15 protein-coding genes, 1 tRNA gene and 3 pseudogenes are annotated in these 20,805 nt (G+C 72.6%); 12 read left to right on the top strand and 7 right to left on the bottom strand.

Features of this window, described 5'->3' with window-relative positions; translation table 11 throughout:
- The first annotated feature begins 185 nt into the window (after positions 1 to 185).
- From REH70_RS12160 to dnaG, 4 genes and pseudogenes are all read left to right on the top strand, one after another.
- Complete coding sequence (locus REH70_RS12160; RefSeq protein WP_396134521.1) at positions 186 to 1,805, top strand: ABC transporter permease subunit; 1,620 nt, start codon at positions 186 to 188, stop codon at positions 1,803 to 1,805.
- A gap of 1 nt (position 1,806) precedes the next feature.
- Complete coding sequence (locus REH70_RS12155; RefSeq protein WP_396134520.1) at positions 1,807 to 2,721, top strand: sugar ABC transporter permease; 915 nt, start codon at positions 1,807 to 1,809, stop codon at positions 2,719 to 2,721.
- A 144-nt stretch (positions 2,722 to 2,865) separates the two neighbouring features.
- Positions 2,866 to 4,175 (top strand): annotated as a pseudogene (locus tag REH70_RS12150) (deoxyguanosinetriphosphate triphosphohydrolase).
- 96 nt (positions 4,176 to 4,271) lie between these two features.
- Entirely contained in the window at positions 4,272 to 6,281 is a 2,010-nt protein-coding gene (gene dnaG, locus REH70_RS12145; RefSeq protein WP_310747515.1) for a DNA primase, read from the top strand.
- A gap of 74 nt (positions 6,282 to 6,355) precedes the next feature.
- Here the strand turns inward: dnaG and REH70_RS12140 are convergent, their stop codons facing one another.
- Complete coding sequence (locus REH70_RS12140) at positions 6,356 to 7,150, bottom strand: aldolase/citrate lyase family protein (RefSeq protein WP_310747513.1); 795 nt, start codon at positions 7,148 to 7,150, stop codon at positions 6,356 to 6,358.
- A 119-nt stretch (positions 7,151 to 7,269) separates the two neighbouring features.
- Between REH70_RS12140 and REH70_RS12135 the strand changes: the two genes are divergently transcribed.
- Both REH70_RS12135 and REH70_RS12130 read left to right on the top strand, forming a co-directional pair.
- On the top strand, positions 7,270 to 7,779 hold the full coding sequence (locus REH70_RS12135) for a hypothetical protein (protein ID WP_310747512.1): 510 nt from the start codon (positions 7,270 to 7,272) through the stop codon (positions 7,777 to 7,779).
- A gap of 24 nt (positions 7,780 to 7,803) precedes the next feature.
- Positions 7,804 to 7,876: transfer RNA gene (locus REH70_RS12130), tRNA-Asn, on the top strand.
- A 93-nt stretch (positions 7,877 to 7,969) separates the two neighbouring features.
- On the opposite strand, the gene REH70_RS12125 is transcribed toward REH70_RS12130, so the two are convergent.
- Positions 7,970 to 9,613 carry a hypothetical protein gene (locus REH70_RS12125; RefSeq protein ID WP_310747511.1) on the bottom strand — a complete coding sequence of 548 codons (1,644 nt, stop codon included), beginning with the start codon at positions 9,611 to 9,613 and terminating at the stop codon, positions 7,970 to 7,972.
- Positions 9,614 to 9,945: 332 nt separating this feature from the next.
- Positions 9,946 to 10,956 (bottom strand): LacI family DNA-binding transcriptional regulator, encoded by a 1,011-nt coding sequence (locus REH70_RS12120; RefSeq protein WP_310747509.1) that lies wholly within the window; start codon positions 10,954 to 10,956, stop codon positions 9,946 to 9,948.
- Between the two features lie 804 nt (positions 10,957 to 11,760).
- Here REH70_RS12120 and REH70_RS12115 point away from each other — a divergent pair.
- Positions 11,761 to 13,932 (top strand): alpha/beta hydrolase-fold protein, encoded by a 2,172-nt coding sequence (locus tag REH70_RS12115; protein WP_310747508.1) that lies wholly within the window; start codon positions 11,761 to 11,763, stop codon positions 13,930 to 13,932.
- Positions 13,933 to 14,022: 90 nt separating this feature from the next.
- On the top strand, positions 14,023 to 14,700 hold the full coding sequence (locus tag REH70_RS12110) for a hypothetical protein (RefSeq protein ID WP_310747506.1): 678 nt from the start codon (positions 14,023 to 14,025) through the stop codon (positions 14,698 to 14,700).
- Between the two features lie 432 nt (positions 14,701 to 15,132).
- Here REH70_RS12110 and REH70_RS12105 read toward each other — a convergent pair whose 3' ends face one another.
- The 4 genes and pseudogenes from REH70_RS12105 to REH70_RS12095 all read right to left on the bottom strand — a co-directional run bounded on the left by REH70_RS12105 (position 15,133) and on the right by REH70_RS12095 (position 16,988).
- Positions 15,133 to 15,366: a hypothetical protein gene (locus REH70_RS12105; RefSeq protein WP_310747505.1), complete on the bottom strand. Its 234-nt coding sequence runs from the start codon at positions 15,364 to 15,366 to the stop codon at positions 15,133 to 15,135.
- Between the two features lie 59 nt (positions 15,367 to 15,425).
- Positions 15,426 to 15,530, bottom strand: a pseudogene (locus tag REH70_RS20705) (hypothetical protein); the annotation flags it as partial.
- A gap of 422 nt (positions 15,531 to 15,952) precedes the next feature.
- A complete protein-coding gene (locus REH70_RS12100; RefSeq protein ID WP_310754259.1) occupies positions 15,953 to 16,252 on the bottom strand; it encodes a substrate-binding domain-containing protein in 300 nt (99 codons plus the stop codon).
- 31 nt (positions 16,253 to 16,283) lie between these two features.
- The gene (locus tag REH70_RS12095; RefSeq protein ID WP_310747504.1) at positions 16,284 to 16,988 is read right to left on the bottom strand and encodes a LacI family DNA-binding transcriptional regulator; all 705 of its coding nucleotides are present in this window, start codon (positions 16,986 to 16,988) and stop codon (positions 16,284 to 16,286) included.
- Between the two features lie 436 nt (positions 16,989 to 17,424).
- Between REH70_RS12095 and REH70_RS12090 the strand changes: the two genes are divergently transcribed.
- The 4 genes and pseudogenes from REH70_RS12090 to REH70_RS12075 all read left to right on the top strand — a co-directional run bounded on the left by REH70_RS12090 (position 17,425) and on the right by REH70_RS12075 (position 20,702).
- A complete protein-coding gene (locus REH70_RS12090; protein ID WP_310747502.1) occupies positions 17,425 to 18,378 on the top strand; it encodes a sugar ABC transporter permease in 954 nt (317 codons plus the stop codon).
- On the top strand, positions 18,375 to 19,304 hold the full coding sequence (locus tag REH70_RS12085) for a carbohydrate ABC transporter permease (protein WP_310747501.1): 930 nt from the start codon (positions 18,375 to 18,377) through the stop codon (positions 19,302 to 19,304). The genes REH70_RS12090 and REH70_RS12085 overlap by 4 nt, the downstream gene beginning before the upstream one ends.
- A 46-nt stretch (positions 19,305 to 19,350) precedes the next feature.
- Positions 19,351 to 19,731 (top strand): annotated as a pseudogene (locus REH70_RS12080) (ABC transporter substrate-binding protein); the annotation flags it as partial.
- Positions 19,732 to 19,823: 92 nt separating this feature from the next.
- Positions 19,824 to 20,702 (top strand): extracellular solute-binding protein, encoded by an 879-nt coding sequence (locus tag REH70_RS12075; protein WP_310747499.1) that lies wholly within the window; start codon positions 19,824 to 19,826, stop codon positions 20,700 to 20,702.
- The last annotated feature ends 103 nt before the right edge of the window (positions 20,703 to 20,805 follow it).

The following is a 20,805-nucleotide window of genomic DNA, read 5'->3' as shown; positions in this document are numbered from 1 at the left end:
CGCCACCGGTCCACCGGTCCGCTCCACGCCCGACGCCGGGCCACCGGCCACCCTGCCGCCCTGTGACGCGGCACCCCTGACCATCCCGTGGCAGCACCCCGACCGCCCCCGGCAGCCCCCGCTGCCCGCGGCGGCACCGGCGACGACGCGGGCCCGGCCACCCGGCCGCCCGCACGGAGGTACCGATGAGCTCCACCCGGTCGATGACGACCGCCGCCCCGGCCGAGCCGTCCGGCTCGCCGGCACGCCGACCCGACGCCTCCCACGCGCGCACCTTCTCGCGCGGGTTCTTCGTCAAGCTCGCCCTGATCGCCCTGGTCGACGCCTTCGGCGTCTCGGTGGTGCTCGCCGCCTGGGCGGAGGAGTCCTTCGGGATCCTGTGGGTGATGGTCGCCCTGCTCGTGGTGGCCAACGGGGTCTACTTCAGCCGCCGCGCGCTGCCGCTGAAGTACATGCTGCCCGGGCTGTCGTTCCTGCTCGTGTTCCAGATCTTCGTCGTCCTCTACACCGGGTACATCGCGTTCACGAACTACGGCGACGGCCACAACTCCACCAAGGGCGACGCGATCGAGGCCCTGCTCATCCAGAACGAGCGCCGGGTGGAGGGGTCCGCGGCCTACCCGCTGACGGTGCTCGCCGCCGGGGACGAGCTCGCCTTCGCGATCCTCACCGAGGACGGCGACGTCCGCGTCGGCCGGGCGGAGGCCCCGCTGGAGACGGCCGACGACGCCGTCGTCGACGGCGGGGTGATCAGCGAGGTGCCGGGCTACAGCGTGCTCGCCCGGACCGCGGTGCTCGAGCGCGGCTCGGAGGTCACCGAGCTGCGGGTGCCCGTCTCGGACGACCCGGAGGACGGGTCGATCCGCACCCAGGACGCCCGGACCGGGTTCGTGTACCTGTCGAGCCTGGAGTACGACGAGGCCGCGGACACGATGACCGACCTCGACTCCGGGACCGTCTACACGCCCAACGACGAGGGGCAGTTCCGGGCCGCCGACGGCTCGACGCTCAACGTGGGCTGGCGCGTCGTCGTCGGGTTCGAGAACTTCGCCACCGCCTTCGGCGACCCGCGCTACGCGACGCCCTTCCTCCAGGTGCTCGTGTGGACCATCGCCTTCGCGGTGCTGTCGGTCGTCACCACGTTCCTGCTGGGCCTGTTCCTGGCGATCGTCTTCAACGACGAGCGGGTGCGGGGGCGGCGCTTCTACCGCGCGCTGATGATCCTCCCGTACGCGATCCCCGGGTTCCTCACCGCGCTGCTGTGGTCCGGCCTGCTCAACCGCCGGTTCGGCTTCATCAACGACGTGCTGCTCGGCGGGGCCGAGATCCCGTGGCTCACGGACCCGTGGCTGGCGAAGCTGTCGCTGCTCGGCGTCAACCTGTGGCTCGGGTTCCCGTACATGTTCCTCATCTGCACGGGGGCGCTGCAGTCGATCCCGCAGGACGTCAACGAGGCCGCGAAGATCGACGGCGCGGGCCGGTTGCGCACCTGGCGGTCGATCACGATGCCGCTGCTGCTCGTCGCGACCGCGCCGCTGCTCATCTCCTCGTTCGCCTTCAACTTCAACAACTTCAACCTCATCTACATGCTCACCGGCGGTGGCCCGCGGTTCGCGGACGCCTCGGTGCCGCTGGGGCACACGGACATCCTCATCACGATGGTGTACTCGATCGCCGGCGTCGACGGCACGGCCGAGAAGAACTACGGCCTGGCCAGCGCGCTGTCGATCGTCATCTTCCTCATCGTCGCGACGATCTCCGCGATCGCCTTCCGCCGCACCCGGCAGCTCGAGGAGATCAACTGACATGTCGACCCGCACCGCAGCACCCGTGGCCCGCCCGCAGCGCACGACGTCGACGTCCGGGGCCCGGATGAGCCGGCGCCGCTGGTTCGCCGAGGTCGGGTGGCGGCACGTCGTCGGGCTCCTCGCCGTCGTGTACGCCGGCTTCCCGATCGTCTACGTCATCTCCGCGTCGCTCAGCGAAGGGGGCACGCTGACCGGCTCCAACGCGCTCTTCGCCGAGATCAGCACCGCCAACTACGCGGCGCTCAGCGACACCCTGTTCTGGTCCTGGATGGTCAACACGCTGGTGATCGCGACCGTCACGGGCATCGGCACCGTGCTCATGGGGGCCGCCGCGGCCTACGCGATGTCCCGGTTCCGGTTCACCGGCCGCCGGGCGACGCTGACCTCGCTGCTGATCATCCAGATGTTCCCGCAGATGCTCGCGTTCGTCGCGATCTTCCTGCTGCTGCTCGGCCTGGGGAACGTGGTGCCGGCGCTCGGGCTCAACAGCAAGCTCGCGCTCATCTGCGTCTACCTCGGCGGGGCGCTCGGCGTGAACACCTTCCTCATGTACGGGTTCTTCAACACCGTGCCGCGCGAGCTCGACGAGGCCGCCAAGATCGACGGCGCCACCCACTCGCAGATCTACTGGACGATCATCCTGCGCCTCGTCGCGCCGATCCTCGCCGTCGTGGGGCTGCTGTCGTTCATCAGCAGCTTCGGGGAGTTCCTCATCGCGCGGGTCATCCTGCAGTCCGAGGCGAACTGGACGATCGCGGTCGGGCTGTACGGCTGGGTCTCGGCCCTGCTCGAGGCCAACTGGGGCCTGTTCGCGGCCGGTGCGGTGATCTCGGCGGTCCCGGTGCTCGCGCTGTTCCTGTTCCTGCAGAAGTACATCGTCGGTGGGTTGACGGCGGGGGCGGTCAAGGGCTGACGCCGGCGGCGGGCCGGACGGACCGGCATGGCGGACGGGCACGGCGGGCTGACGCCGGCGGCGGGCACCAGCGGACGCGGTGCCCGCCGCGCGGTCGTTAGGGTCGTCACCGTGCCGCGCGAGACCCCCACCCCGTCGACCACCCTGTCGAGCGCGGCCGACGACCCTGCCGAGCTCGCCGACACCGACCTCACAGACACCGACGCCTACACCGACGCCGACCGTGAGCGCTGGGTCACCGAGCAGCCGAAGTCCCGCGCCCGGACGCCGTTCGAGCGCGACCGCGCGCGCCTCGTGCACTCCTCGGCGCTGCGGCGGCTCGGTGCCAAGACGCAGGTCCTCGGCCCGGCGAGCGACGACTTCGTCCGGACCCGTCTCACCCACACGCTCGAGGTCGCGCAGGTCGGCCGGGAGATCGGGAAGGCGCTCGGGTGCGACCCGGACGTCGTCGACACGGCGTGCCTCGCCCACGACCTCGGGCACCCGCCGTTCGGCCACAACGGCGAGCGCGCGCTCGCCGAGGTCAGCGCGCACATCGGCGGGTTCGAGGGCAACGCCCAGACGCTGCGCCTGCTCACCCGGCTCGAGCCCAAGGTCGTCGACCCGTCCGGTCGGGCGGTGGGTCTTAACCTCACCCGAGCGAGCCTCGACGCGTCCGTGAAGTACCCGTGGGGCGCGGGCAAGGGCCCCGCCGACCTCGGCGGGCGCGGCACGAACAAGTTCGGCGTCTACGCCGACGACGTCGAGGTGTTCACCTGGTTGCGCGCGGGGGCGCCCCCGGCGCGAAGTGCCTCGAGGCACAGGTGATGGACCTCGCCGACGACATCTCCTATTCGGTGCACGACGTCGAGGACGCCGTCGTCGGCGGGCGCCTCGACCTCGCGGTGCTCACCCGGCCCGACGAGCGGTCCCGTGTCGTGGCGTCCGTGCACGGCTGGTACGGGTACACCGCGAGCGCCGACGAGCTGCTCGCGGCGATGGATCGGCTCGTCGAGGCGCGGCTGTGGGGACGCACCTTCGACGGCTCCCGCGGAGCGCTCGCCGTCCTCAAGGACGCGACCAGCCAGCTCATCGGCCGGTTCGCCGGCGCCGCGCAGGCCGCGACGCGGGAGCGGTACGGCGACGGGCCGCTCACCCGCTACGCCGCGTCCCTCGTCGTGCCGCCGGAGACGGTCGCGGAGATCCTCGTCCTCAAGGGGCTGGCCGTCACCTACGTCATGGCGCCCCGCGAGCACGAGCCGGTGTACGGCAGGCAGCGCGAGATCCTCGTCGACCTCGTCCGGGTCATCTCGGAGCGGGCGCCGGTCGCGCTCGAGCCGCCGTTCGCCGCCGACTGGGCCGCGGCCGCCGACGACGCCGCCCGGTTGCGCGTCGTCGTGGACCAGGTCGCCTCGCTCACCGACGTCAGCGCCGCAGCCTGGCACGCACGACTCGTCCACCCGCCCCGCCACTGACCGGCCCGCCGAGCGTGCCGGTGCTGACCCGGCGGGGGACGCCGGCGGGTGGGCGGCGGGCGGGGCGCACGGGTGGGGGCACCTAGAATCGGGCGCGTGGCAGGGCTGATCCGGCGGGAGGACGTGGACGCGGTCCGCGAGCGTGCGCGGATCGAGGACGTCGTCGGTGAGCACGTCACGCTGAAGTCCGCGGGTGTCGGGTCCATGAAGGGCCTGTGCCCGTTCCACGACGAGCGGTCCCCGTCCTTCCACGTCCGCCCGCAGGTCGGGCGCTGGCACTGCTTCGGCTGCGGCGAGGGCGGCGACGTCATCTCGTTCGTCCAGCGCATCGACGGGCTCGCGTTCGCCGAGTCGGTCGAGTACCTCGCCGGGCGGGTCGGCATCCAGCTGCGCTACGAGGAGGGCAGCGGCGGCCCGCGCACCGGCCCCGACGGCGGGACGCGGCGCCGGCTCATCGACGCGCACGCCGTCGCCGCCCAGTTCTACGCGGAGCAGCTCGCGACGCCGGCGGCGGCGGCCGGACGTGGCTTCCTCGCCGAGCGTGGCTTCGACCGGTCCCACGCCGAGCACTTCGGCGTCGGGTTCGCCCCGCAGGGCTGGGACTCGCTGCTGCGCCACCTGCGCGGACGCGGCTTCACCGAGGCCGAGCTGGTCGCGTCCGGGCTGATGAGCCAGGGGAGCCGCGGCATCTACGACCGCTTCCGCGGCCGGCTGGTGTGGCCCATCCGCGAGGTGACCGGCGACGTCGTCGGCTTCGGCGCGCGCAAGCTGTTCGACGAGGATCAGGGCCCCAAGTACCTCAACACCCCCGAGACCGCGCTCTACAAGAAGTCGCAGGTGCTCTACGGCCTCGACCTGGCCAAGCGGGAGATCGCGAAGGCGCGGCAGGTCGTCGTCGTCGAGGGGTACACCGACGTCATGGCCGCGCACCTGTCCGGTGTCCCGACGGCGGTCGCGACCTGCGGCACCGCGTTCGGCTCCGAGCACGCGCGGGTGGTGCGGCGGCTGCTCGGGGACTCCGCGGGCGCGGGCGGCGTGCAGCTCGCGTCCGGCACGTCGGTCGGCGGGGAGATCATCTTCACCTTCGACGGCGACGCGGCCGGGCAGAAGGCCGCGATGCGCGCGTTCGGCGAGGACCAGTCGTTCTCCGCGCAGACGTTCGTCGCCGTCGAGCCCAGCGGCATGGACCCGTGCGACCTGCGGCAGGCCAAGGGCCCGGACGCCGTGCAGGCGCTGGTCGCCGGTCGCCAGCCGCTCTTCGAGTTCGTCATCCGCACGACGCTCGCCGCGCACGACCTCGACACCGCCGAGGGCCGCGTCGGTGCGCTGCGGGCGGCGGCGCCGATCGTCGCCGGGATCCGTGACGCCGCGCTCCGCCCCGAGTACGCGCGCATGCTCGCGGGCTGGCTCGGCATGGACGCCGGCTCGGTGCGCGACGCCGTCGCCGCCGCCGGACGCACGTCGACGGACCGGTCCCGCGGCGGGCAGGCGCCCGGGCGCGGTCGGCCCGACGACGGCGCCCGGCAGCCCGGCGGGCATCGCCCGACCGGTGGCCGGTCCGACGACGGACGCCGCCCCGGCGCGCCTCCGCCCGCGGAGTCCTCGCTGCCGGCACCGGACCGCCGCGACCCCGTCGCCAACCTCGAGCGGCAGGCCCTCGAGGTGGCGCTCCAGCAGCCCCTGCTCGTCCCGGAGGACTTCGACTCCCTGGCCGCCGACGCGTTCGCGGTCCCGGCGTTCCGCGCCGTCCACGAGGCGATCCGTGCGGCGGGCGGCATGGCCGCGGCGCGCGAGGTCGCAGCCGGCCCGACGGCTGCGGCCGCCTGGGTCGAGCGGGTCAGCGAGGAGGCGGGCGCGGCGGTGCTGCCGCTCGTCACCGAGCTCGCGGTGATGCCGCTGCCGGAGGACCGTCCGGCCGCGGTGGAGACCTACGTGCGCGGTGTGGTCGGCGCGCTCATCGACATGGGCGTGACCCGGGAGATCGCCGCCGCGCGCGGCCGGCTGCAGCGGATGGACCCGGCCCGCGAGCCCGAGGCGTACGAGGCGGCGTTCGCCGAGCTCATCGCGCTCGAGGGCCGACGCCGCGCCCTGCGCGGCCAGGGCTGACCGCGCCGCCCGGCGGTCGGGCGCCGTCCGGCCCGGCGGGTCAGGGGAATCGGGCCCGGCGGGCCGGGACCGACCTACCCGTCGCCGCGTGCGTCCCGCACGAGGTCCGCGCCGGCGGAGGCGAGCAGGCCGGCGTCGGTGACCGTGGCGATCCAGCCGAACCCGTGCGCGCGCAGCGTCCGGGCCGACTCGAGGTCACCGGCGTAGGCACCGGCGCGGACGCCCGCGTCCCGGCACGCCCGGACGACGCGCGCCAACGGCCCGTCGGGCGAGCGGTCCGCGAGCAGGCTCGCATGGTCGGTCCCCAGGGCCAGCGTGAGGTCGAACGGGCCGACGAACACCATGTCGACGCCCGGCGTGCGCGCGATCGCCTCGACCCGCTCGAGCGCCGTCGGCGTCTCCACCATGACCGCGCACATCACGTCCCGGTTCGCCTGCTCGGGCTCGGGGACGGCGGCACCCCAGACGGCGGCCCACGATCCCCGGCTCCGCCCGCCGACCGGCGGGTAGCGGCAGGCCCGGGCGGCGGCCGCGGCCTCGTGCTCGTCGTCGACGAGGGGCACCAGCACCCCGGACGCCCCGGCGTCGAGCGCCCGACCGATCCAGGCGGCGTCCAAGGTCGGGACCCGGACGAGCACGGGCGAGGTGCGCCCGGGCTGGGCGGTGCCGGCCAGGACGCCGAGCGAGTCCACCACGCTCCGGTCGTCGTAGAGGCCGTGCTGCGCGTCGAGGAGCAGCCAGTCGGCGCCTAGCCCGGCCATGACCGACGCGGCGGCCGGTGTGCCGAGCGTGGACCACGCGCCGATCGCGACCGGGGGCGCATCGTCGGAGGCGGTCGGCTGGTCCGGGGCGGGGGAGGTGTGCGTCATGCTCCGATCCGAGCACACGGTGCCGTGCCCGTCGAGGCCACCCGCGCCGGCGTCCGTCCGGTCGCGGCCCGCGGCTCCGCGGTCAGGGGCTTCGCCGGTCCGCGGCTACCGTGGAGACCATGTCGCTGTTCCGCCGCCGTCCTGCGCTGCCGTCCGACGTCCGCGCCCGGCTGGACGTACCCGCCGGCGACCGGGTGATGGCGTCCGCCGAGCTCGTCGACGGCTGGGCGGTCGCCACCCACCGTGCGCTGCACGTCGCCCGCGACGGCGCGCCGGTGCGGCGCCGTCCCTGGTCCGACGTCGACCGCGCGTCGGTGGACCCCGGGACCTCGACGCTGTCGGTGTTCTGGGTCGAGGGACCGACCGACCACCTGCACCTCGCGCACGACGACCCGCGCGGGCTGCCGGAGGTGCTGCGCGAGCGCGTGCAGTCCTCGGTGGTGCACAGCGAGCCGGTCGTGGTCCCCGACGGACGTCGGCTGCGGGTCGCGCTGCGGCGCGGCGAGGACGGCCGGCTGCTCACCCAGGTCATCGGGGACGCCGGCGTCGACCTCGCCGACCCGGCGGTCGCCCGCGTGGTGGACGCCGCCGAGGCGCGTGTGCGGGAGGCGGCAGGACTGCCCCTGTAGTCCTGCTATCGTTTCTCCCGCCGATCCCTCGTAGCTCAATTGGCAGAGCATCCGACTGTTAATCGGACGGTTACTGGTTCGAGTCCAGTCGAGGGAGCAACAGCAGGTCAGGGCCACCTCCGGGTGGCCCTTTCGTGTGTCCGTGCCGGGCGTGCGTCGGGCGGGTGCCCGGAGGGGCCGTCCGGGCGGGTCAGGGGTGCTGCATGTCGATGACGACCCGGGTCGGGTCCTCGAGGCGGAACACGCGGAACGGCTGGTCGGAGGACAGGCCGACCCAGATCTCCAGCTGGCCCTCGACCATCGCGCCGTAGCGGACGTCCCGCACCACGCCGGCTGCGGTGGGTGTGATGGTGCGGGGGCCTGCGAAGGGCTGGGCGCCCGGCTCGGTCGGGTAGCGGACCCCACGGACGAGGATCAGCAGGTAGTCGTCGCCCAGCAGGTAGACCGGCTCGCCGGCGGCCTGCTGGGTCGGGTTGTCGACGTACTCCCCGCGCCACCCCGGCAGGCCCTGCCCCTCGAGGTCCAGCACGACGCGGTCGAAGCCCTCGTGCACCGCGAACCGGAGGTCCACCGGGCTCAGCCGAGCGCCGTCGGTGACCTGCGCGGTGTCGGGGAGCCGGTCGGCCGTGAACGGCGCCTCCTCCTCGCCCGGGTCGTCGCCGGTGATGTCCGGGTGGAGGACGTCGATGACCACGCGGGTGGGGTCCTCCAGCCGGAAGACCCGGAAGGGCTCCGGCGACGACAGGCCGACGTAGAGCTCGGCCTGGCCCTCGTAGACGGCCCCGTAGACGACCTCCTCCACGACCCGGCCCGAGCCGGGACGGAAGCGCTGCGGTCCCCGGTACTCCGGTGCGCCGTCCGCGGTGGGGTAGACCACGCCCCGGACGTGGACCTGCAGCGCAGCCTCGCCGGCCAGCTCGACCGGGGAGCCTGAGCCGGGCAGACTCGGGTCGCTCACGTACCGGCCCAGCCAGCCGGGCAGGCCGGGGCCTGCGACGTCCAGCACGATGCGGTCGAAGCCGTCGTGGACGCCGAAGCGCAGGTCCACCGGGGACAGCCGGGCGTCGTCGGTGGCCTCGGCCGTGTCCGGCTCCAGGTCGGCCGGGAAGGGCGCCTGGTCGCCGGACGGGTCCGGGTCGGCCACCGGCTCGTCACCACCGGTGACGCTCGGGTGGTGGACGTCGATGACGACCCGGGTCGGGTCCTCCAACGAGAAGGCCCGGAAGGGTTCCCGCGAGCCCAGTCCGACGAAGATCTGCTGGGTGCCCTCGAACAGCGGCCCGCGCACCACGTGCTCCACCACACCGGCGGACTGCGGCGCCACGTTCGGCGAGCCCTCCCAGGGTTCGGCGCCCTCCTCGGTGGGGTGGACGACGCCGTCGATCCGGACCTCCAGCGCTGCGTCGCCGGCCAGGTCCACCCTCTCGCCGGAGCCGTCGGCGGTGGGCGTGTCCGTGTACTCGGCCGTCCACCCCGGGCTGCCGGACCCGCTCAGGTCGATCACCACGCGGTCGTACCCGTCATGGACGCCGAACCGCATGCCGGTGGGGCTCAGCTCAGCGCCCTCGCCGACGGGGCCGAAGTCGGGCTCGAGGTTCGCCGGGAACGGGTCGTCGGTGCCCGCGTCGAGGACCGGCAGCGACGTCTCGGTGGCGGGAGCCAACGGCTGCGCGCCGAGGCCGTCGGACGGGGACTGCGTGGACGACGTCGCCGGCGGCGAGCCGGGCGACGCGGGCGAGGCGGGCGCGTCTGAAGTGCAGCCGGCCAGGGCCAGCGCGCCCGCCGCGACGACGGCGAGGGTCCGGGCGCCTCGGGTACGGCGGAGGTGGGTCATGTCGCTCCTCGGTCGGTGGGGCGACCAGCGGCCCACGGGCCGACCGGCCTCACTCGTCCATCTCCACCCCTATCCCGGCCGGGCGCCGCCCCGCAACCAGGCGCCCAGGACCGTTAACTGACCGTGCTGTGACGTCATGTTGAAACTTCACTGGTCTCGGCTTGACCTGCGCATGTCGACCGACGACGACGATCGTCACCCGGAACCGCGACCAGGCGGCGTCGCCCCGGTCCCGTGCGCCGCCCCCGCGAGCCCGCAGCGAGCGGCGCGTCGGCGGCGGGCTCAGCGGGGCCGTCGCCGAGCCGACGGGCGGCGGCTCGGGTCAGCGGGGCTCAGCGGGTGCTCTCCCGCAGGACGAGCCGGGAGTTGACCGTGGTGGTTGCCTGGGAGCGCAGGTCGCCCGTCCCGGCGGTCCGGATGCGCCGTTCGAGCAGGTCGAGGACCAGCTCCGCGATGGCGTCGTTCCCGGGCTCCACCGACGACAGCCGGGGGATCAGGAAGTCGTCCTCCTCGCCGTTGTCGAAACCGATCACCTGGACGTCCCGCGGCACGTGCAGGTCGAGGTCCGCCAGCGCCCGCAGGGCGCCCATCGCGAGCGCGTCGGTGACGCAGAAGACGGCGTCGAACGCCACGCCCGCCTCGTGCAGGTCCATCACCGCGCGGTAGCCCTCGTCCCACGCGTACGTCCGGACCTCGACGACGAGACCTTCGTCCACGGGCAGGCCGAGGTCACCATGGGCCTGGCGGTAGCCGCGGGTGCGCAGGGACGCCATGTCCTCGGTGTCGTCGTGACGGCCTCCGACGATCACGACGTGTCGGGAGCACGTGCTCAGCAGATGCCTGGTCGCGTCCCGGCTGCCACCGACGTTGTCCATCATCACGTGGTCGAACCGGCTGGGCACCGGGCTCTCCCCGAGGAACACGACCGGTGACTCGAACCGGAGCCTGGCCAGATCCGTCGAGTCGAGCCGGACGAGGTTGACGATCACCCCGTCGTACCGGCGCAGGTGGCCGAAGGAGATGGCCTCGAGCTCGCGTTCGCGCGTCCCGCCCGTCCGTTCCACCAGCAGGTGTCGACCACAGCTCTGCGCGGCCGCGGAAAGCCGGTTCGACAGGTGCGCGTAGTAGGGGCTGTCGAGCTCCGGCAGGACGACGCCGATCGCGCCGGTCCGGCCCGTCCGCAGGCTCCGAGCGGTGGCGTTGACCTGGTAGCCGAGCTCGTCGATGGCCGCCAGGACCCGCATCCTGGTGTCCGCGGCGACCCCCGGCCGTCCGTTGATCACGTTGGACACGGTCATCGTCGACACGCCCGCCGTTCGCGCCACGTCGACCATCCGCACCATGGCGCGATCCTCCCATCCGGGCGGGGCTCGCCACCGCGTGCCCCGCGGTGTGCGCCCGCCCGCGTCCGTGCCGGCGGGCCTTGACACTCGTCTGTCATCACGGCCAGGATGCCTGTGACGGTGTACGACGTCGTAAAGATGCAGGTAGAGACGTTGTATCGATGAAAGCACCGTCACCCAGCCGCCCTGGACCGCCCCTTCGGTCATGCAGGACAGGACGCTCGATCGAGTCGTCGGTCAGTGGCGGGCACCTCAAGGAAGAGGGAGTCACCGAGTGAGTGCTGTGCAGCAGGACCATCCAACGGCCCGACGGAGCCGACGAGCGCTCGCGCTCGTGACGGGCGCCGCGATCGCGATGACGGGAGCCGTCGCGGTGTCCGCGCCGGCGCGGGCCGACGCCCCGTGGCTCGTCGTCGACGACGACGGCTTCGCGACCTTCACCATCCCGGTGGACGAGGTCGAGGCGGCCGTCGGCGCGGACGTGAACCAGATCGTCGCCGAGGGGAACTTCGGCCCCTCGGCCAACTGGGCTGAGTTCGGCCTCACCATCCGGGGTGACACGGCGACCGGCATCCTGGGCCCGCTCGAGCCGGGCTTCTACTACTACCAGGTCACCGCGGACGACCACCTGACCGTCAAGGACCCGACGAACCCCTCCAGCGTCGCGTCGGAGCCCGAGTGGAGCACCTTCCTCGTCGCGGGTGAGGGCGCCGAGCTGCTGGCCGACGGACCCGAGGGTGCCCGCGGTGCGGTCGAGGAGCTCACCTACGACAGCTCGGTCGCGGGGAGCGGCGCTCGGCGCTGGTGTGGACGCCGCCCGGCTTCGACGCCGAGCGGGCCGAGCCCTACCCGGTGCTCTACCTCCAGCACGGCGGCGGCCAGAGCTACCGCGACTGGGTCGAGGTCGGACGCGCGGCCCAGATCTTCGACAACCTCCACGCGGACGGTGCGATCCAGCCGATGGTCGTCGTCATGGGCAACGGCAACGTGCCCAGCTTCACCGACGAGCTCTTCCGGATCGCCCGCGCCGCCGAGCGCCGGTACAACGTCAGCAGCGACCCCGCCCAGCGCGCGCTCGCCGGGCTTTCCATGGGCGGGGGGCAGACGTTCGACGTCCTCGTGTCCGAGCCGGGCGCGTTCTCCCACGTCGGCACCTTCGGCGCCGGCCGCTTCAACCACCTCGACGACCTGCCCGCGGACGAGATCAACGAGGGCACCGAGCTGCTGCGCCTGTACGTCGGCAACCCGACGGACATCGCGTACAACGACGTCCACCACGCGATGCAGAAGCTGGACGCGGCGGGGGTCGAGTACCAGTTCGACGGCGCCAACCCGGACGCCGGCCACAACTGGGACGCGTGGCAGGAGAACCTGGTCGACTTCGCCCAGCGGCTCTTCCAGGACGGCCGGTACCCGGGCATGAGCCCCGGGCACACGGCGATCGACGCACCGTTCGAGACGCCGGCGTCCGGCACCACCCCGACGCCGTGGGTCAGCGAGGACGGGTACGTCACCTTCGAGACGACCACCGACTTCGCCGACGCCGAGCACGTCACGGTGTGGGCGAACTGGGGCCCGAGCAACCTGTGGCTGCGCGTCGAGCTCGGCAAGGCGGGCGACCGGTGGCGCGGCACGGTCGGACCGCTCGAGCCGGGCTGGTACCACTACCGCCTCATCGTGGACATGGTGTCGACCAAGGACACCGGGAACCCCACGAGCGTGACCACCGAGCCGACGTGGAGCCAGTTCTTCGTCCCGGGGGAGAGCGCCCGTCTGGTCGCTCCCGTCCCCGAGGGCGAAGGCGGCACGATCCAGCCGATGGAGTACCACAGCGAGGTCACGGGCGAGGAGCGCACCGCCCTGGTGTGGACCCCGCCGGGCTACGACGCCGACCGGGCCGAGCCGTACCCGGTGTTCTTCCTCCAGCACGGCGGTGGGCAGCGGTACACCGACTGGAGCGAGATGGGCCAGGCCAAGAACATCCTCGACAACCACCTGCGTGACGGGAACCTCGAGCCGATGGTCGTGGTCATGCCGGACGGCAACGTCACCGACTACACCGCCGAGCTGCTCGAGAACGTCGTCCCGGCCACCGAGGCGCAGTTCAACGTCAGCGACGACCCGAGCCGGCGCGCCCTCGCCGGTCTGTCCCGGGGAGCCGGGCAGACGATGGGGGTCCTGACCCAGCGTCCGGGCGACTTCGCCTACATCGGTGCCTTCTCGGGCGGCCTGGGCGGGGACGGCTCGGCGCTGGACGTCGACGCCATCAACGAGGGCACGACGCTGCTTCGCCTGTACAACGGCAACGTCACCGACTTCACCTACGCCGGCGTCGTCAACACGATGGCGACCTTCGACCGCCTCGGCGTGCGGTACGAGTTCGAAGGGTGGTACGAGGGTCCGCACGGGTGGGACACCTGGCAGTACGCGCTCGCCGACTTCGCCCCGCGCCTGTTCCGGGACGCGACGGCGCACGACTCCGAGGAGATCGCCATCGACGTCACCGTCCCGGAGGTCGCCGAGGGCTTCCTGTCGATGACCGTCGCCGAGTACGGGGACAGCGCCACGCTCGGTGAGGCGCGCAACGCCGGTGACCGGCTCGTGGCCGGGGGTGAGCTCCCGACCATCACGGTGACGGACTCGCGCACCGACCAGCAGGCGGGCGACTCGGGCTGGGCGGTCTCCGGGCAGTCCTCGGCGCTCGTCGCAGCGGGCCGCACGATCGAGGCCCACCACGTCGGGTGGACCCCGATGCTGGTCGAGCCGCGTGACGGGGTCCGCGTGGGTGCGCCCGTGCCGACCATCATGAGCGGGGGCACGGGGCTGTCGACCCCGCAGCGGCTGGTCGAGGCGGAGGGCGACGGACGCCACGGCTCGGTCACCGCGAAGGCCGGGCTGCAGCTCGAGGTCCCGGTCGACACCGATCCCGGCACCTACACCGGTGCCGTCACGGTGTCGCTCTTCCCGGTCGACTGACACCCGTCGACCGGCATCCATGACGAGCTGTGGTGCGGCCGCCGGGTGCGGCCGCACCACAGCTCGTCCGCTCCCCTGAAGGAGACAGGCATGACCCGCTCGCGCACCGCCGTCCTCGCCGTGGCGACCGCCGCCGTGCTCACGGTCCTCCCGTCCGGCGCCGGCGCCGTGGGGAGCGCGGCCGGCACGGTGCCGGCGGCGTCGGTCGAGGACCCGGCCGCGGACCGGCGCACGACGTGGACGATCGGTCCCGCCGGTGCCGACGGCCCGGACAGCCGGACCTCGATCCGCCACGCGGTCGACCCGGGGGAGACGGTCACCGACCACGTGGCCGTGACGAACTTCGGCCCGGACCCCGCGACGTTCCGCGTCTACGCCGGGGACGGCGTGGTGGGGGACGACGGCGCGTTCGACATCCGCCCGCGCGGTAGCGAGCCGACCGACGGCGGCCGGTGGGTGACCGTGGCGGACGCGCCCGGTGCGTCGCGGGACGCCGACGGCTCCCTCACCGTCGCGCTCGAGCCGGAGACCACCGTCGTCGTCCCCGTGACCATCGCGGTCCCGCAGGAGGCCACGCCCGGTGACCACCCGGCCGGAGCGGTCGCCGAGATCGTGCCGGCCGGCGCCCTGCCGGTGGAGGTGTCGACGCGCGTCGGGGTGCGCGTGCACCTGCGGGTCACCGGCGAGATCGAGGCCGGCGTGGTCGCGCGCGACGTGCGCACGGACTGGCAGCCCTCGCCGAACCCCTCGCCCCCGGCTCGGTGGTGACGACCTACACGCTGGAGAACACCGGCAACGTGCGGGTCGGCACCGACACGCTCGTGCGGGTCGCCGGCCCCTTCGGCGCCCTGGCGTCCGAGACGGCGGAGGGCCGGCGCGAGCTCCTGCCGGGCCAGCGGGTCACCGCCCGGACCGAGGTCCCGGTGTGGGGTCTGGTCCGCGCCCGTGCGGAGGTCACGGTGGACGCCACCGCCGTCGGTGAGGACCCCCGTTGCCCGACGTCGCCCCGGGGCGGTCCGTGGTCGGGCTGTGGGCCGTGCCGTGGGCGCAGGTGGTGGTGCTCCTGCTGGCCGCGGCGCTCCTGGTCGTGCGCCGCCGTCGACGGCGCCGCGCGGAGCGGGCGATCGAGGCGCACATCGACGCGGCCGTCTCCGCCGCGACGTCGCGGAACGGCACAGGGACGTCCCCGGCGACGGAGGGTCAGAAGCCGGACGCGGCCAGCCACCCCAGGAACGTGCCGAACCAGTGGTCCGAGAGCGTTCCGCGTCCGCGGATCCCGAAGCCGTGACCGCCTGACGCGTAGGCGTGCGCCTCGATCGAGGCGCCGGCCCGGGACCACGCCCCCAGGATGTGCGTGCACGCCTCGACGACCGTCGCACCGAACTCGTCGTCGCTGGCCCACGCGAGGAACATCGGGGGCGCCGGTCGCGGCACCGGGATGTCCCCCACCACGCCGGGTAGACGGGGGCCACGAACGACGGCCGCTCGGACGCCGCCGCGTCGAGCGTGGTCGCCAGCGACACGAAGGCGCCGGCGGAGAACCCGAGCATGCCGAGCCGTGCGGGATCGACCGCCCACTCGGCGGCGCGGTCGCGCACGAGGCGCAGCGCGGCCGTGGCGTCGGCGACGACGGTGGCCCGGTGATCCCGCGAGGTCGCGGCGATGTAGTCGCGGTCGGTCGCGATGCGCTCCGCCACGGCCGCGAAGGCGTCCTCGGCGACCGGCGTGGGCGCGAGCCGGTACCGCAGGACGAAGGCGGCGATGCCCTGGTCCGCGAGGCGCTCCGCGACTGCGGTGCCCTCGTTCTCGATCGCGAGGAAGTGCAGGGCGCCGCCCGGGAGGACGACGACGCCCGTGCCGGTGGCCCGGGCCGGGTCGGGCAGGTAGGGCGTGAGGGTCGGGACGGTGACGTTGCGCAGCAAGGGCTGGTCGTCGTCGGGGTCCCAGGAGGCGGGGGCGAGGATGGACCGGTCGTCCCCCGTGACCCCGCCGAGGCGGACCGGGGCGAGGCGCCGCACCGTCACACGCGCTCCCCGGTGCCGCCGGTGGACTCGCGGGCGACGATGTGGAAGCCCGCCTTGTGCAGCCGCGGGGTCTGCGGCGTGCGGGTGCCGGACTCGATGCGCTCGAGGAGCATCGCGACGGCGGTCTCGGCGATCTCCTCCCGGCCCGGGTCCACGCTGGACAGCGACGGCAGCGTGAACTGACCGTTCTCGATGTTGTCGAAGCCGATGACCGCCACGTCGTCCGGCACGCGGCAGCCGGCCTCGCCGAGCGCACGCAGGACGCCGATCCCGAGGGTGTCGTTCAGCGCGAGGATCGCGTCGAAACCGACCCCGGAGGACAGCAGCTCACGCGTCGCGTCGGCGCCGTTCTCCGGGTGCCAGGGCGACGGCGCGCTCGAGGCGGCGGTCCTCGGGCAGGCCGGCCGCGGCGAGCGCCTCGCGGTAGCCCTGCACGCGCAGGTCCGAGGGTCGCAGCTGACCGGTCCGGTGGTCGGGGTGGGCCCCGACCACGGCGATCCGGCGGCGTCCCAGCGCGAGCAGGTGCTCGACGGCGGCCCGCGCTCCCTCGACGTTGTGCATCGTGACGTGGTCGGTCGGCCCCCCGAAGATGCGCTCACCGAGCAGGACGAGCGGGTACGTCACGTCGTCCAGCAGCCCCCGGTCCTCGGTCCCGAGTCGCTCGGGGCTGAACAGGAGCCCGTCCGTCTGCCGCAAGCCGTTGGCGAGCACGGCCATCTCGTGGTCGCGGTCGGCGCCGGCCTGACCGACGATGACGCTGAGGTTGCGGCGTTCGGCCACCGCGATCACCGCGTCCGCCAGCTCGGCGAAGTAGGGCTGACGGAGCTCGGGCACGGCGAGACCGATGACGCCGGTCCGTCCCGATCGCAGGCCCCGCGCCGACAGGTTCGGGCGGTAGCCCAGCTCGGCGATGGCCTGCTGGACGCGTGCCCGGGTGTCCGGGCGCACGTGCGGGTGGTCGTTCACCACGTTGGACACGGTCTTGTTCGACACACGCGCCAGGAGCGCGACATCGCGCATGGTCACACTCACGACGGCGGCTCCGCGCTGTTGTCACGCCGTCGGCGCCCACGCGGAGCGCACCGGGGCGAAGGATCGATTCTCGGGGTCGCGCCGACGTCCTCCGGGGCCCGGCGCAGGTGCACGGTTCCCCGGCTCCGGTGGGCGGGCGCAGGGCAGATGGTACATCGGCGCTCCCCTCGGCGACCGGCCGGTCCGCGGCGAGGGTCCGCTGCGGCTCGCCCGGGCGTGTTCTTGACACGTCGCGGGTCGCCCGGCAACACTGGCGCAGCAGTTACAACGTCGTAATATCGCAGGTCACAGATGTATAACGTCATTGGCGACGTCATGTCACCGCTGTGGGCACACCGCCGTGGCCCCGTCGGCGCGGCGATGCCGTGCGCGCAGCCGCACATGGCCGCCGAGCGGCGTGCGTGACCGTCGAGACACCGAGAGCAGGAGAACCGCAGTGGCACTGTCGCAACGGGTCGAGTCGCCGCCGAGCGCGCGGCGTGGGCGGCGCCCCCTCAAGGACCTGCTCTACTCCCAGCACCTGGCGCCGTACTTCTTCATCGCGCCGTTCGTCATCACGCTGCTGGCGTTCTGGGCGTTCCCGCTGGTGCGGACGTTCATCATGAGCACGCAGGAGGTGCTGTTCGGCGAGGCGGCCTTCGTGGGCACCGACAACTACGAGCGGCTCTGGCGCGACCGGATCTTCTGGCAGGCCCTGTACAACAGCGCGCGGTACATGGTGCTCACCCTCCTGCTGCTGATCCCCATCCCGCTCGTGCTCGCCGCGATCATCAACTCCAAGATCGGCAGCGAGCGGGTCAAGAACCTCTTCAAGGCCTCCCTGTTCGTCCCGGCGCTGACGTCCATCGTGGTTGCCGGCATCATCTTCCGGCTGATGTTCTCCGAGACCAGCACCGGTCTGATGAACCAGTTCATCTCGCTGCTCGGCGCCGACCCGGTCCGGTGGCTGCGGACCGACACGGGCGGCCTCATCGCGTTGCTCGCCCTGGCGATGTGGCGATACACCGGGGTCAACATCCTCTACTTCCTCGCCGGGATGCAGTCCATCCCCGACGAGTACTACGAGGCCGCGTCCATCGACGGGGCGGGCCGCGTGCGGCAGTTCTTCAGCATCACCCTGCCGAACCTCAAGCCGACCCTCGTGTACGTCACGACCATCAGCATCTACGGCGGACTGGCGATGTTCCTCGAGAGCTTCATGCTCTACGCCGGCAACAACTCGCCCAACAACCAGGGGCTGACCGTCGTCGGCTACCTGTACCGCCGGGGCATCGAGGAGAACGACCTCGGGTTCGCCTCCGCGGTCGGCGTCGTCCTGCTCGTGGTGATCATGACGATCAACCTGACCTACCTCACGCTCACCGGGACGTTCAAGAAGGAGGAGCGATGAGCACGCCGAGCCCGCTGACCACCGCGGTCACCCCGGTCCCGACGACGTCGGGCCCGCCGCCGACCCCGCGACGTCCCGTCCGGACGAAGCACACCCTGCCCCGGGGCCTTTTCGCGGCGGTGCAGACCGGCTTCCTCGTCGTCATCGCGCTCCTCGTGCTCGTCCCGCTGGCCGCGATCTTCGTGGGGACGTTCCAGGACGGCAACCAGATCATCCGCAACGGGCTCACGTGGGACATCGAGCTCAGCGACCTGTCGCTCGACAACTACGTGATGCTGTTCACCGACTCCGGCCTGTACTTCCGGTGGTTCGTGAACTCGGTGGTGCTGACCGCGGTGCAGGTGGCCGGGACGCTGCTGGTCAGCTCGTTCGTCGCCTACGGGTTCGCGATGTACGACTTCAAGGGCAAGAACGCCTGGTTCATCTCCGTCCTGCTCCTCATGACGGTGCCCTTCGAGATCATGATGCTCCCGCTGTTCGTCCTGGTGAACGACTTCGGGCTCGCGGACAACTACTCCGTCATCGTGTTCCCGTTCCTCGCGGCGTCGGTGACCATCTTCTTCTTCCGGCAGTACTTCCTGGGCATCCCCAAGGAGCTGCTCGAGGCCGGGCGGGTCGACGGCGTCACCGAGTTCGGCATCTTCTTCCGGATCGTCCTGCCCATCGCGAAGCCGGCGCTCGCCGCCATGGCGATCCTCAACGGGATGGTCATCTGGAACAACTTCCTGTGGCCGCTGCTCGTGCTGCGGTCGGCCGAGAAGTTCACGCTGCCGATCGGCCTCAACACGCTGCTCACCCCGTACGGCAACAACTACGAGCTGCTGATCATCGGCTCCTTCTTCTCCCTGCTGCCCGTCCTGGTCCTGTTCTTCCTCTTCCAGAGGTTCTTCATCGCCGGCATGACGGCCGGGGCACTCAAGGGCTGACCGACCAGGCCCGACCGACCACCGCAAGAGCAACGAAAGGCACATCATGGCTGGATCACGGAAGTTCACCTCGCTGGCCGCCGCCGGCGTCGCTGGCCTGCTCATGCTCTCCGCGTGCAGCGGCGACACCGGGGACGACGCAGCCCCCGCCGAGGGCGGCGGTGCCGCCGACGGCGAGGCGGTCGCACTCGACATGTGGGTGTTCGCGGAGCTGCACGCCACCTACTACGAGCAGATGGCCGAGGAGTGGAACGAGCAGAACCCGGACCGTCCGGTGGAGCTCGCCGTCACGGTGTACCCGTACGACGACATGCACAACAAGCTGCAGCTCGCCGCCAACTCGGGGTCCGGGCTTCCGGACGTCGTCGACATCGAGGTCAGCAAGTTCTCCAACTTCGTCACCGAGGACGGCCGGACGCCGCTCATGGACCTCAGCGAGGCCGCCGAGCCGTACGCCGACGACATCGTCCAGGCGCGGATGGACCTGTACAACCGCGGGGAGGCCAGTACGGGTTCCCCATGCACGTCGGCGCCTTCGTCGCCTTCTACAACGCCGCCCTGCTCGAGGCGGCCGGGATCGACTACACGACCATCGAGACGTGGGACGACTTCCAGGCCGCCGGTGCGCAGTACAACCAGGCCACCGGCAAGGCGTTCGGTGTGGCGAGCACGGGCGTGAACATGGTCGAGCCGCTGATCGTCGCCCAGCACGGGGGCAACTTCTTCGACGAGGACGGCAACGTCGCGGTCAACAGCCCGGAGGTCGTCGAGGCCCTCGAGCTCGAGCAGGCCATGCTCGAGGCGGGCGCGATCTCCACCATCCCCGGTGGGAGCCCGGACTCGGAGGAGGCGTTCGGCGCCATCAACCGCGGTGACTACGCGGCGATCGTCTACCCCGCCTGGTACACCTCGCGCTTCGTCGACTACATGCCTGACCTCGCCGGAGACGTCGCGATCGCCCCCGCCCCCGTGCTCGAGGACGGCGACGTCGCGACCATCGGCGGTGGCGGTACCGGGACGGCGGTCGTCGAGTCCTCCGACAACGCCGACTTCGCGGCGGAGTGGCTGGCCTTCGCCAAGCTCTCGCCCGAGGCGAACGTCGCGGTCTGGGAGGTCCTCGGCTTCGACCCCGTCAACATGGCGGTGTGGGAGGACGAGGAGGTCACGAAGAACCCGGACAACAAGTTCAACCAGTACTTCCGGACGAACCTCTTCGACACGCTCAACGAGGTCGCGGACGAGATCGGCCACTTCGAGGCGTTCACCAACCCGAACCTGCCGGCGCTCGACAACATGTTCACCACCGTCACCTGGACCGAGATCTTCGAGAACGGTGTGGAGCCGCAGCAGGCTCTCGACCAGGCGCAGGCCGACCTGGAGAACCAGATCGGCCAGTAGGTCACGCGAGGCCCCGGGTGCCGGCCGGCGCCGGCGCCCGGGGCCCGCGCGGTCCGTGCCCGCCCAGGCGCACCCCAGCCCATCCCAGCCCGTCCCCTCGGTC

Origin of the sequence: Cellulomonas sp. ATA003 (assembly GCF_031582905.1) — a bacterium.
Taxonomy (GTDB): Bacteria; Actinomycetota; Actinomycetes; order Actinomycetales; family Cellulomonadaceae; genus Pengzhenrongella.
The sequence above is the reverse complement of the archived record's forward strand: the minus strand, read 5'-3'. Positions and strand labels throughout refer to the sequence as shown.

Excerpts from the sequence above, each read along its gene's own strand:
- REH70_RS12160 (WP_396134521.1), top strand. The coding sequence starts at position 186 with ATGAGCTCCACCCGGTCGATGACGACCGCCGCCCCGGCCGAGCCGTCC.
- REH70_RS12155 (WP_396134520.1), top strand. The coding sequence starts at position 1,807 with ATGTCGACCCGCACCGCAGCACCCGTGGCCCGCCCGCAGCGCACGACG.
- REH70_RS12140 (WP_310747513.1), bottom strand. The coding sequence starts at position 7,150 with ATGACGCACACCTCCCCCGCCCCGGACCAGCCGACCGCCTCCGACGAT.
- REH70_RS12135 (WP_310747512.1), top strand. The coding sequence starts at position 7,270 with ATGTCGCTGTTCCGCCGCCGTCCTGCGCTGCCGTCCGACGTCCGCGCC.
- REH70_RS12125 (WP_310747511.1), bottom strand. The coding sequence starts at position 9,613 with ATGACCCACCTCCGCCGTACCCGAGGCGCCCGGACCCTCGCCGTCGTC.
- REH70_RS12120 (WP_310747509.1), bottom strand. The coding sequence starts at position 10,956 with ATGGTGCGGATGGTCGACGTGGCGCGAACGGCGGGCGTGTCGACGATG.
- REH70_RS12110 (WP_310747506.1), top strand. The coding sequence starts at position 14,023 with ATGACCCGCTCGCGCACCGCCGTCCTCGCCGTGGCGACCGCCGCCGTG.
- REH70_RS12085 (WP_310747501.1), top strand. The coding sequence starts at position 18,375 with ATGAGCACGCCGAGCCCGCTGACCACCGCGGTCACCCCGGTCCCGACG.
- REH70_RS12075 (WP_310747499.1), top strand. The coding sequence starts at position 19,824 with ATGCACGTCGGCGCCTTCGTCGCCTTCTACAACGCCGCCCTGCTCGAG.